Source organism: Streptomyces sp. NPDC058221 (assembly GCF_042882365.1).
Classification (GTDB): domain Bacteria; phylum Actinomycetota; class Actinomycetes; order Streptomycetales; family Streptomycetaceae; genus Streptomyces.
On the sequence record NZ_JBHVWF010000048.1, the window covers coordinates 39910 to 51723 of the forward strand.

10 protein-coding genes are annotated in these 11814 nt (G+C 68.9%); 9 read left to right on the plus strand and 1 reads right to left on the minus strand.

The window, feature by feature from the left end:
- Positions 1 to 93 precede the first annotated feature (93 nt).
- From ACFVW8_RS17560 to ACFVW8_RS17600, 9 genes are all read left to right on the plus strand, one after another.
- Positions 94 to 1011 (plus strand): carbohydrate ABC transporter permease, encoded by a 918-nt coding sequence (locus tag ACFVW8_RS17560; RefSeq protein ID WP_389690822.1) that lies wholly within the window; start codon positions 94 to 96, stop codon positions 1009 to 1011.
- A gap of 213 nt (positions 1012 to 1224) precedes the next feature.
- Positions 1225 to 2424 (plus strand): ROK family protein, encoded by a 1200-nt coding sequence (locus ACFVW8_RS17565; RefSeq protein WP_389690841.1) that lies wholly within the window; start codon positions 1225 to 1227, stop codon positions 2422 to 2424.
- A gap of 123 nt (positions 2425 to 2547) precedes the next feature.
- Entirely contained in the window at positions 2548 to 3645 is a 1098-nt protein-coding gene (locus ACFVW8_RS17570) for a substrate-binding domain-containing protein (protein WP_389690824.1), read from the plus strand.
- Between the two features lie 221 nt (positions 3646 to 3866).
- The gene (locus ACFVW8_RS17575) at positions 3867 to 4661 is read left to right on the plus strand and encodes an ATP-binding cassette domain-containing protein (RefSeq protein ID WP_389690826.1); all 795 of its coding nucleotides are present in this window, start codon (positions 3867 to 3869) and stop codon (positions 4659 to 4661) included.
- Positions 4658 to 5992 carry a sugar ABC transporter permease gene (locus tag ACFVW8_RS17580; RefSeq protein WP_389690828.1) on the plus strand — a complete coding sequence of 445 codons (1335 nt, stop codon included), beginning with the start codon at positions 4658 to 4660 and terminating at the stop codon, positions 5990 to 5992. The genes ACFVW8_RS17575 and ACFVW8_RS17580 overlap by 4 nt, the downstream gene beginning before the upstream one ends.
- A 143-nt stretch (positions 5993 to 6135) precedes the next feature.
- The gene (locus ACFVW8_RS17585) at positions 6136 to 6474 is read left to right on the plus strand and encodes a PadR family transcriptional regulator (RefSeq protein ID WP_389690830.1); all 339 of its coding nucleotides are present in this window, start codon (positions 6136 to 6138) and stop codon (positions 6472 to 6474) included.
- Positions 6471 to 7424: an HAAS signaling domain-containing protein gene (locus tag ACFVW8_RS17590; protein ID WP_389690832.1), complete on the plus strand. Its 954-nt coding sequence runs from the start codon at positions 6471 to 6473 to the stop codon at positions 7422 to 7424. Before ACFVW8_RS17585 ends, ACFVW8_RS17590 begins: the two co-directional genes overlap by 4 nt.
- A gap of 185 nt (positions 7425 to 7609) precedes the next feature.
- The gene (gene dxs / locus ACFVW8_RS17595; RefSeq protein WP_389690834.1) at positions 7610 to 9589 is read left to right on the plus strand and encodes a 1-deoxy-D-xylulose-5-phosphate synthase; all 1980 of its coding nucleotides are present in this window, start codon (positions 7610 to 7612) and stop codon (positions 9587 to 9589) included.
- 150 nt (positions 9590 to 9739) lie between these two features.
- Entirely contained in the window at positions 9740 to 11245 is a 1506-nt protein-coding gene (locus tag ACFVW8_RS17600; RefSeq protein ID WP_389690835.1) for an amino acid permease, read from the plus strand.
- 12 nt (positions 11246 to 11257) lie between these two features.
- Here ACFVW8_RS17600 and ACFVW8_RS17605 read toward each other — a convergent pair whose 3' ends face one another.
- On the minus strand, positions 11258 to 11668 hold the full coding sequence (locus ACFVW8_RS17605) for an NTP pyrophosphohydrolase (protein WP_389690837.1): 411 nt from the start codon (positions 11666 to 11668) through the stop codon (positions 11258 to 11260).
- Positions 11669 to 11814 lie beyond the last annotated feature (146 nt).

Consider the following 11814-nt stretch of genomic DNA (forward strand, 5'->3'; position numbering starts at 1 on the left):
GCCACGCTCCCCGGGGCGCGGTGCCCGGACCCCCAGCAGGCAAGACAGCCCGGCCGCGGCGGCCGGCTCGACAGTAGTACGAGGTGAGCACACGTGAAGGCCACTGACACCCCTCCCGTGGATACGGTGAAGGAACCGGCCCCCGTGTCCGAGGCGCCCGCACCGGCCGGCAAGGCGAAGAGCAGCGAGGGCAAGGTCCTCAACGTCTTCTCGCACGGCGTGCTGGTCATCTGGGCGATCCTGGTGGTCATGCCGCTGCTCTGGGCGATCATGGCCTCGTTCAAGACGGATGACTCGATCCTGTCGACGCCGTGGGCGCTGCCGGACAAGCTTCACTTCGAGAACTGGTCGCGCGCCTGGAGTCAGGCGCACATGAGCGATTACTTCTTGAACACCATCCTGGTGGTGGGCGGTTCACTCATCGGTACCCTGCTGCTCGGCTCGATGGCGGCGTACGTGCTGGCGCGGTTCGACTTCCCCGGCAACCGTTTCGTGTACTACCTCTTCATCGGCGGGATGAGCTTCCCGATCATCCTGGCGCTGGTCCCGCTGTTCTTCGTCATGAACAACATGGGCCTGCTGAACACGCGGCACGGACTGATCATGGTCTATATCGCGTACTCGCTGCCGTTCACCGTCTTCTTCCTCACCTCGTTCTTCCGCTCGTTGCCGAGTTCGGTGGCCGAGGCCGCGATGCTCGACGGTGCCTCGCACACCCGGACGTTCTTCCAGGTGATGCTGCCGATGGCGAAGCCCGGCCTGATCAGCGTCGGTATCTTCAACTTCCTCGGGCAGTGGAACCAGTACCTGCTGCCAACGGTGCTGAACACCGATCCGAAGTACCGGGTGCTCTCGCAGGGTCTGGTCGAACTGGCCAACGGGCAGGGCTACAAGGGCGACTGGTCCGGTCTCTTCGCCGGCCTGGTGATGGCGATGCTGCCGGTCCTCGCGGCCTACATCATCTTCCAGCGCCAGGTGGTGGCGGGCCTCACCGCAGGAGCGGTGAAGTAACTCCTCGAACGCTCGCACCGAATGACCGAACCGCCCGTCGGCGTCCGCGCCGACGGGCGGTTCGTCTGTTTACGGGGGAGTTTGCAGGGGCCGTCGTGCGAGGGTCCGGTGCTCATCCGAGGCTTCGACTGCTCAAGGTCTTGACGGGGAGTACCCCAAAACGCTCAGCTTAGGGTTCACATGTTGGAGAATATGGCAGGAGTGAGTGAGTCGATGGAGACTCCGGGGTCGCAGACATCTCTGCATCGCGCCAACCTTGAGCGGGTAGTGCGCGCCGTACGCATGGCGGGTTCGCTCACCCAGGCGGAGATCGCCAGGAGCACGGGCCTCTCCGCGGCCACCGTCTCCAATATCGTTCGCGAACTGAAAGAGGGCGGCACGGTCGAGGTGACCCCCACCTCGGCGGGCGGCCGCCGCGCCCGCAGCGTCTCGCTCAGCGGCGACGCGGGCATCGTCATCGGCGTCGACTTCGGGCATACGCACCTACGGGTGGCGGTCGGCAACCTGGCCCACCAGGTGCTCGCCGAGGAGTCCGAGCCGCTGGACGTGGACGCCTCGTCGGCCGAGGGCTTCGGACGGGCGGAACAGCTGGTCAACCGGCTGATCGAGACGACCGGGATCAGTCCCGGCAAGGTGATCGGGGTCGGCCTCGGTGTACCCGGCCCGATCGACGTCGAGTCCGGCACGCTGGGCTCCACGTCGATCCTGCCGGGCTGGACGGGCATCAACCCCAGGGAAGAGCTGGCCGGGCGCCTCGGAGTGCCGGTGTACGTCGACAACGACGCCAACCTCGGGGCACTGGGCGAGCTGGTCTGGGGGAGCGGCCGGGGGGTCAGGGACCTCGCGTACATCAAGGTCGCCAGCGGTGTCGGCGCGGGGCTGGTCATCGACGGGCACATCTACCGCGGCCCCGGCGGCACGGCCGGCGAGATCGGCCACATCACCCTCGACGAGTCCGGTCCGGTCTGCCGCTGCGGCAACCGGGGATGCCTGGAGACGTTCACCGCCGCGCGGTACGTGCTGCCCCTGCTCCAGCCCAGCCACGGGGCCGATCTCACCATGGAGCGGGTGGTCCAGCTGGCCCGTGAGGGCGATCCGGGCTGCCGACGGGTGATCGGCGACGTCGGGCGGCACATCGGCAGCGGGGTGGCCAACCTCTGCAATCTGCTCAACCCGAGCCGGGTGGTGCTCGGCGGTTCGCTCGCGGAGGCCGGCGAACTGGTCCTCGGACCGATCCGCGACTCGGTCGCGCGCTACTCCATCCCCAGCGCCGCACGGCAGCTCTCGGTGCTCCCCGGAGCCCTCGGGGGCCGGGCCGAAGTGCTGGGCGCACTCGCTCTCGTGCTGAGCGAGATGGGGGATTCAACCCTTTTGGAGAGCACGCTCCCCGCAGCCACTCCTGCCTTCACTTAGATAACGAATGGCACCGTTGTCATCTCGTTAAGGATTTACTCCTTGACGCTGGCGCTGCGGCCGAGTTGACTTCTGGCCACCTCGGCCGCAACGCTGCGGCCTCGTCAGGGAGGCACACCCGCAATGAACGCAATGACGCGACGCATCGTCATAGGCACGGCCGCAGTTTCCATGGCCGTCTCCCTCGCAGCCTGTGGCAAGGCCGGCGACGATAAGGACAGCGGCAGCGGTGGTGACAGCAAGACCATCGGTCTGCTGCTGCCGGAGAACAAGACCACGCGTTACGAGACCTTCGACCGCCCCATGATCGAGGCGAAGATCAAGGCGCTCTGCTCGGACTGCGACGTCAAGTACAACAACGCCGCACAGGACACCGAGACGCAGAAGAAGCAGTTCGACGCGCTCGTCACGCAGGGCGTCAAGGTCATCATCCTGGACACCGTGGACTACAAGGCCGCGAAGTCCTGGGTCCAGCAGGCCGACAAGAAGGGCGTCAAGGTCGTCGCGTACGACCGTCTCGCCGAGGGCCCGATCTCCGCGTACATCTCGTACGACAACGAGAAGATCGGCCGCCTCCAGGGCGAGGCCCTGGTCAAGGCGCTGGGCGACAAGGCCAAGGACAGCAATGTCGTCATGATCAACGGCGCGCCGACCGACCCGAACGCCCCCTTCTTCAAGAAGGGCGCGCACAGCGTCCTGGACACCCAGGTCAAGAAGGTCGTCTACGAGCAGGACATCCCGGACTGGTCGCCGGACGAGGCGAACAAGAAGATGGGTGCCGCCATCGACTCGCTCGGCAAGAGCGGGATCCAGGGCGTCTACTCCGCCAACGACGGCATGGCCGGCGGTGTCATCACCGCCCTCAAGAAGCAGGGCCTCAAGGTCCCGGTCGGTGGCCAGGACTCCGAGATCGCCGGTCTGCAGCGCATCCTCGCGGGCGAGCAGTCCTTCACGATCTACAAGCAGATCAAGCCGCAGGCCGAGGTCACCGCAGAGATCGCGGTCAAGCTGCTCAAGGGCGAGAAGATCGACTCGCTGACCAACACCAAGGTCGACAGCCTGTCGGGCGACTTCAAGGGCACCCCGTCGCGGCTGTACGACGCCACGGTCGTGACGAAGGACAACGTCGGCTCCACGCTGATCGCGGACAAGGTCTACAAGGCCTCCGAGATCTGCACCGCCGAGTTCAAGAAGGCGTGCGAAGCCGCCGGTATCAAGTAACACCGGCGGGCGCCCGCAAGGGCCCTCCAGACAGTCCGGCACCCGCCCCGTCAACGCCCCGCAAAGCGGGGGCGGGGCCGGACTCCTCCCACTGGTTCCGGTCGTCGGACTGCCGCCGCCCCAGGCCCCCCGGCCGCAAGGCGACGACGGTGGTCCGACGGCCCGAGCCGGCACCCCCTGTGCAATGCAGCACCATCCCCGCCGGTCAGGCGGCGAAGGAGATGATTCACGTGTCCGCTACGCCCGTGCTGGCGTTGCGCGGAATCTCCAAGCGGTTCGGCGCCGTTCAGGCGCTCACCGATGTGAACCTGGAGATTCACCCCGGCGAAGTGGTTGCCCTGGTCGGCGACAACGGCGCCGGCAAGTCAACCCTTGTCAAGACCATCTCGGGTGTTCACCCGATCGACGAAGGCGCCATCGAGTGGGAGGGCGGGACGGTCCGGATCAACCGGCCGAACGACGCCCAGGACCTCGGAATCGCCACCGTCTACCAGGACTTGGCCCTCTGCGACAACCTCGATGTCGTCGCCAACCTCTTCCTCGGCAACGAGCTGCGCAGCGCCTCCGTCCTCGACGAGATCGCGATGGAGAAGCGCGCCAAGGAACTCCTGGACACCCTGTCCATCCGGATACCCAGCGTCCGCATCCCGGTCGCCTCGCTCTCCGGTGGCCAGCGCCAGGTCGTCGCCATCGCCCGTGCCCTGATCGGCGACCCCAAGGTCGTCATCCTGGACGAGCCGACCGCCGCCCTGGGCGTCGAGCAGACCGCCCAGGTCCTCGACCTCGTGGAGCGGCTGCGCGAGCGCGGCCACGGCGTCATCCTCATCAGCCACAACATGGCCGACGTGAACGCCGTCGCGGACAGGGTCGCGGTGCTCCGTCTCGGCCGCAACAACGGCGTCTTCGACGTCGCGTCCACGTCCCACGAAGAGGTCATCGCCGCGATCACCGGCGCCACGGACAATGCCGTCACGCGCCGTCAGGCACGCACAGTCACGAAGGAGGACGCGAAGTGAGCGACCTCGCCAAGACCCCCGGGTCTTCCGCCGAGAAGACCGAGAAGGCCGAGCAGAGCGCCACGGTGCCGGCCCAGGCGACCGAGCCGTCGGCGGCGCCCGCCCCCGCGGTGGACCCACGCCTCCTCGTCCGCGAGGAGGGCTTCAAGGGCTACTGGTCGGAGTTCACCCGCAAGGTGCGCGGCGGTGAGCTCGGCTCGCTGCCCGTCTTCGTCGGTGTGATCGTCATCGCGATCGTCTTCCAGCTCCAGAACAGCAACTTCCTCTCCGCCAGCTCCGTCGCCAACATCGCTGTCTACAGCTCCGGCCTCGGCATCATGGCGGTCGGCATCGTCTTCGTGCTGCTGCTCGGTGAGATCGACCTCTCGGTCGGTTCGGTCGCCGGTGTCGGCGCCGCCGTCTGGGCCGTGATCAACGTCAACCACGGCTGGCCCGAGTGGGTGGCGATCCTCGCCGCGGTCCTCTCCGGAACGGCGCTCGGTGCCCTGCACGGCTTCTTCTTCGCCAAGATCGGGGTGCCGGCCTTCGTCGTCACCCTGGCCGGCTTCCTCGGCTGGAGCGGTCTGCAGGACTGGATGATGGGCGGCGAGGGCTCGATCAACACGCCTTCCGGCAGTGTCGTCGAGAACCTCACCAACTACTTCTTCGAGGACAAGGGCGTCGGCTACGGTCTCGCCCTCGTCGCCGTGGTGGCCTACGCCGCCTCGCTCCTGATCGACAGCAAGCGCCGCAAGGCGGCGCTGCTCCCGGCCCGCCCGATCGCCGAGATCGTGCTGCGTACCGGCGTCGTCGCCGTCCTGTGCTTCGTCGTCGCGTACATCCTGAACGAGCCCGCGGGCGCCCGCGGACTGCCGCTGGCCCTGGTGCTCTTCCTCGCCGTCCTGGTGATCGCGGACTTCGTGGCCCGCCGCACGACCTTCGGCCGTCAGGTCTTCGCGGTCGGCGGCAACCCCGAGGCCGCGCGCCGCGCCGGTATCAGCGTCGACCGGATCCGGATCATCGTGTTCGCGCTCTCCGGCACGCTGGGCGCCTTCGGCGGACTCTTCATCGCCAGCCTCTCCGGCGGCGCCACCAAGAGCGTCGGCGCCGGCAACACCCTGATGCTGGTCATCGCGGCCGCCGTCATCGGTGGCACCAGCCTCTTCGGTGGCCGGGGCAAGGTCTGGTCCGCGCTCCTCGGCATGATCGTCATCCAGTCGATCCAGCAGGGTCTGAACATGATCGGCATGGCCAACGCCGTGCAGTTCATGATCACCGGTGCGGTTCTCCTCGCCGCCGTGGTCATCGACTCGGTCTCCCGCCGTACGCAGAAGACCGCAGGCCGCGCGTAGATCACCGGGCCCGGCGGGGCCCGGTACCCACGCAGAGCCGGACAGTGCCCGGCGCCCTTCACGGGGCGCCGGGCACTGTCGTGTTCCGGGGCGATCGGGGAGCTGGCTGACAATAGTGTGTGGCACACAGTATCGTGTCATGTGTGGGCACCGAAGAACTGATCCTCAGCCAGGCCCAGGAGCTACGCCGCGGCACGGTCGTCCTGGCCTGCCTGGCGCTCCTCGAAGAGCCGCAGTACGGCTACGCGCTCCTGGAAACGCTCGGCGACGCGGGGATCGCCGTGGACGGCAACACGCTCTACCCGCTGCTGCGCCGCCTGGAGAAGCAGGGGCTGCTCGTCAGCGAGTGGAACACCGGCCAGTCCAGGCCGCGGAAGTTCTATTCGATCAGCCCCGAGGGCGCCCGGGTCCGCGCCGGTCTGCTGCGCGAGTGGCAGACCCTGGACGCCTCGATATCGCGACTGACCAGGGGGGACCGATGAGTATGTTGGATGCGTCCGGCACCGGGGAGCTGGCCGACCGCTACGTGGCGGAGGTCGTGCGGCACATCCCGGCAGGCCGGCGCGGTGACGTGGCCGACGAGCTGCGCGGCACCATCGCCGACACCGTCGAGGCCCGGGGCCCGGCCGGCGCGGATGCCGCCGAACGCGAGGTACTCACCGAGATGGGCGATCCGGTCCGGCTCGCCGCCCTGTACGCGGACCGGCCGCTCGTACTGATCGGGCCGGAGCTCTACCCGGCGTACGTACGGCTCCTCAGGATCCTGCTGATCACCGTGCTGCCGGTCGTCACCGCCATGAGCGCGGCGCTCGACGTGCTGGACGGGAAGGGGGCCGCAGCGGTGATCGGCGGGGCCGCCGGCACGGTGCTCTCCCTCGGCGCCCAGATGATCGCGTGGCTCACCGTGGTGTTCGCCCTGGTCGAGCGCTCCGGCACGCGGTCCGCCGCGCCCGGCACGGCCTGGAAGCCCGACGACCTGCCCGAGCGCAGCGCGCCGAAGAGGCGCGACGCGGCGCTGTACGCCGGGGTGGCGTGGCACTCGCTGCTGCTTGCCCTGATCGTCTGGCAGCACACCGCGCAGCCGTACCGGACCGACGACGGCACACACCTCGAGGTGCTCGACCCCGGACTGTGGTCGGGCTGGATCTGGCCGGTCCTGGCCGGCCTCGCCGGTCTCGTGGCACTCGACGTGATCCGGGCGGTGCGGGGCCCGACGCGGTTGCTCGCGGTGTGGAACATCGCCGCCCGGGCGGCGTTCACGCTGCCGCTGGCCTGGATCCTGTACCGGCAGGAGTTCTTCGACCCGGCCGTCCTGTCCGACGCCAACGGCGACTGGCAGACCCCGGACGCCTTCTACACCGTGGTGGTCCTGCTGATCCTGCTGGGCGGTGCGCGCGACGTGGTGAGGCGGCTGCGCGAGACGCGGGCCTGACCCCCGCGGCGTCGGTTCCGGTCACCGCGCCCGGCCGGAACGCGCCGGTGGATCCGGGCGCATCCCGAACGGTTCCGGCCGGGAACGGTGGGACAGCACACGTCCGCCCGATGTCCGTGGCGGCGAACGGAACATTAGACTCATCGGATCGGCATGCTCGACCAGCACAATCGCAAGGAGGCACGGTGACACAGCCGCGCGAAGCGCGTCATGCACGGGCGGTGGTGGGCGACGGATGGGATCTGCTGACCCGCATCGGCGGACCGCGTGACCTGGACCGGCTCACCCCCGAGCAGCTGGAGCAGCTCGCCGAAGAGATCCGGACCTTCCTCGTCGACGCCGTCTCCAAGACCGGTGGACACCTCGGACCCAACCTGGGCGTGGTCGAGCTGACCATCGCCCTGCACCGGGTCTTCGAGTCCCCGAAGGACAAGGTCCTCTTCGACACCGGCCATCAGAGCTATGTGCACAAGCTCCTCACCGGCCGCCAGGACTTCTCGAAGCTCAAGAGCAAGGGTGGCCTCTCCGGTTACCCCTCGCGTGCCGAGTCCGAGCACGACGTCATCGAGAACTCGCACGCCTCCACGGTGCTCGGCTGGGCCGACGGCCTCGCCAAGGCCAACGAGGTGCTGGACCGGCCCGACCACGTCGTCGCGGTCATCGGCGACGGAGCACTCACCGGCGGCATGGCCTGGGAGGCGCTGAACAACATCGCCGCCGCCAAGGACCGGCCGCTCGTCATCGTCGTCAACGACAACGAGCGCTCCTACGCGCCGACGATCGGCGGCCTGGCCAACCACCTCGCCACGCTCCGCACCACCGACGGCTACGAACGCTTCCTGGCCCGCGGCAAGGACCTCCTGGAGCGCACCCCCGTCGTCGGCAGGCCGCTGTACGAGACGCTGCACGGGGCCAAGAAGGGCCTCAAGGACTTCATCGCCCCTCAAGGCATGTTCGAGGACCTCGGGCTGAAGTACGTCGGACCGATCGACGGACACGACCTGGAGGCGCTGGAGTCCGCGCTCCAGCGCGCCAAGCGCTTCGGCGGCCCCGTCATCGTCCACTGCATCACCGAGAAGGGCCGCGGCTACACCCCGGCGCTGCTCGACGAGGCCGACCGCTTCCACGCCGTCGGCAAGATCCACCCCGACACCGGACTGCCCGTCGCCACCTCCGGTCTCGACTGGACGTCCGTCTTCGGCGAGGAGATGGTCAAGCTCGGCCGGGAGCGCGAGGACATCGTCGCGATCACCGCGGCCATGCTCCAGCCGGTCGGTCTGACCAAGTTCGAGAAGGCCTTCCCGGACCGGATCTACGACGTCGGCATCGCCGAGCAGCACGGCGCGGTCTCCGCGGCGGGGCTGGCGACCGGCGGCCTGCACCCCGTGTTCGCGGTGTACGCCACCTTCCTCAACCGCGCCTTCGACCAGGTCCTGATGGACGTCGCCCTGCACAGGTGCGGAGTGACCTTCGTCCTGGACCGGGCCGGGGTCACCGGCACGGACGGCGCCTCGCACAACGGCATGTGGGACATGTCGATCCTGCAGTGCGTGCCGACCCTCCGGATCGCAGCCCCGCGCGACGCCGACCAGGTCCGCGCCCAGCTGCGCGAGGCCGTCGAGGTCGACGACGCACCGACGGTCGTCCGCTTCTCCAAGGGCGCGGTCGGCCCGTCGGTCAAGGCCGTCGGCACGGCAGGCGGCATGGACGTGCTCCGCGAGCCCGGCACGTCCCGGCCCGATGTCCTGCTCGTCTCCATCGGCGCGCTGGCCCCGATGTGCCTGGAGATCGCGGATCTGCTGGACGCCCAGGGCATCTCGACCACGGTCGTCGACCCGCGCTGGGTCAAGCCCGTCGACGAGGCCATGGCCCCGCTCGCCTCGCAGCACCGCGTCGTCGTCACCGTCGAGGACAACAGCCGGGCCGGCGGCGTCGGCTCAGCCGTCGCCCAGGCGCTGCGGGACGCCGACGTCGACGTCCCGCTGCGCGACTTCGGCATCCCGCCGGTCTTCCTCGACCACGCCTCCCGCAAGGAGGTCATGGCCGAGATCGGGCTGACCGCACCGGACATCGCCCGCCAGGTCACCGGTCTGGTCGCCAAGCTCGACGGCCGCTACGGGACGGACACGGAGAGCCGCTCCGTGGTGGAGCCCGTCCGCGACTGACCCGTCGCACCGCACCCCGATTGGGCCGGTCGCCCACCCTGTACGGGTGGTCCGACCGGCCCATTCGCGTGAAACCCCGCCCTGCGGGGCGTGCCGCGGGCAGACAGGTCCGAATCATGGCGTGCACGACGAGTGCGTGGAGGTACGCCGGTGAGCACGCAGCAGGACCTGCCCCCCAGCCGGGACGGGCTGTTCCGCACCAAGACGATCGAACAGTCCATCCGCGACACCGAGGAGCCGGAGCACGCGCTCAAGAAGTCCCTCTCCGCCCTGGACCTGACGGTGTTCGGGGTGGGTGTCATCATCGGCACCGGGATCTTCGTCCTCACCGGCAAGGTGGCCAAGGAGACCGCGGGCCCGGCCACCGCGATCGCCTTCGTGGTCGCGGGCGTCGTCTGTGCCCTGGCCGCGCTCTGCTACGCGGAATTCGCCTCCACCGTCCCGGTGGCCGGCTCGGCCTACACCTTCTCGTACGCCTCGCTCGGTGAACTGGTCGCCTGGATCATCGGCTGGGACCTGGTGCTGGAGTTCGCACTGGGGACCGCGGTGGTGGCGGTCGGCTGGTCCGGCTACGTCCGCTCGTTGCTGGACAACATCGGCTGGTCACTGCCGAACGCGCTCTCCGGTACCGATGCGACGAAAGGATTCGGCTTCGACATCCTCGCGTTCGTCCTGGTCCTGATCCTCACCGTCATCCTGGTGCTGGGCATGAAGCTCTCCGCCCGGGTCACCACCGTGGTGGTGGCCATCAAGGTGGCCGTGGTGCTGATCGTGATCATCGCGGGCCTCTTCTTCATCGACACCGCGAACTACTCGCCGTTCATCCCCGAGGCCCAGCCGCAGTCCTCCGGATCGGGCCTGCAGGCACCGCTCGTCCAGCTGATCTTCGGGTACGCCCCCACCAACTTCGGCGTGATGGGCATCTTCACCGCCGCCTCCGTCGTCTTCTTCGCCTTCATCGGCTTCGACGTGGTGGCCACCGCCGCGGAGGAGACCAAGGTCCCGCAGCGCGACATGCCGCGCGGCATCATGGCCTCGCTCATCATCTGCACCACGCTCTACGTCGCCGTATCGATCGTCGTCACCGGCATGGAGCACTACACCGAGCTCTCGGTCAGCGCCCCGCTCGCCGACGCCTTCAAGGCCGTCGGGCACCCCTTCTACGCCGGTGTCATCAGCTTCGGCGCCGCCGTCGGCCTCACTGTGGTCTGCATGATCCTGCTGCTCGGCCAGACCCGGGTGTTCTTCGCGATGAGTCGCGACGGACTTCTCCCGCGGTTCTTCTCCAAGACGCACCCGCGCTTCCACACCCCGTACCGCCCGACCATCCTGCTCGGCGTGATCATCGCGATCGTCGCCGGTTTCACCAGCATCGATGAGCTTGCGACCCTGGTGAACATCGGCACGCTCTTCGCCTTCGTGGTCGTCGCCCTGGGCGTCATCGTCCTGCGCCGCACCCGTCCCGGGCTGCACCGCGCCTTCCGCACCCCGTGGGTGCCGCTGATCCCGATCCTGTCGGTGGCCGCGTCGGTCTGGCTGATGCTCAACCTTCCGGCGGAGACCTGGCTGCGGTTCGGCATCTGGATGGTCATCGGTGCGGTCCTCTACTTCGCCTACGGGCGCAAGCGCAGCCGGATGAACAAGACGGCCACCTGAGAGCGACCGCAGTCACTCCCGCGAAGGGGGTGACAGCGGCCGTACCGTACGGGGGCCCGCGCACACCGCCCCGTACACCTCGACCCGCTGCCGCAGCTCCCGGTCGGCGGTGACGACCAGGCACCGGCGTGGCGTGGCCCCTGCGGCCTCCGCGGCGACCAGCTCGACGATCCGGTCGTCACCGCTGACGGGAGCCGTGTCCACCCGCACCCCGGGAACGGGGTCGATGTCCCGGGCCCGGCCCTCGACGACGAGGACCAGTTCGACGGGGCCGGGGTACCCGGGCAGCCCGTCGTCGGCGTACGGAACCAGTGAGTCCCGCAGCCGCTCGGCGGCCCCACGCCGGTCCCGCCACCAGCCGTCGGGTACCGACCCGACCACGTTGGCCGCGTCGACGATCACCAGGGTGTCTCGGGTCAGCATGAAGGCAGAGTGTCACGGCCGGCTGCCGCGCTCGCGGCACCCGGCCCTGCTGCTGATCCGTCAGCCGCCGGTCGCGGGGGACTTCTTGGCGGACTCGGGGATGGCGGCGTCCTCGCGGAGCGCCTTCCAGAGGGTCTTGGCCTGCG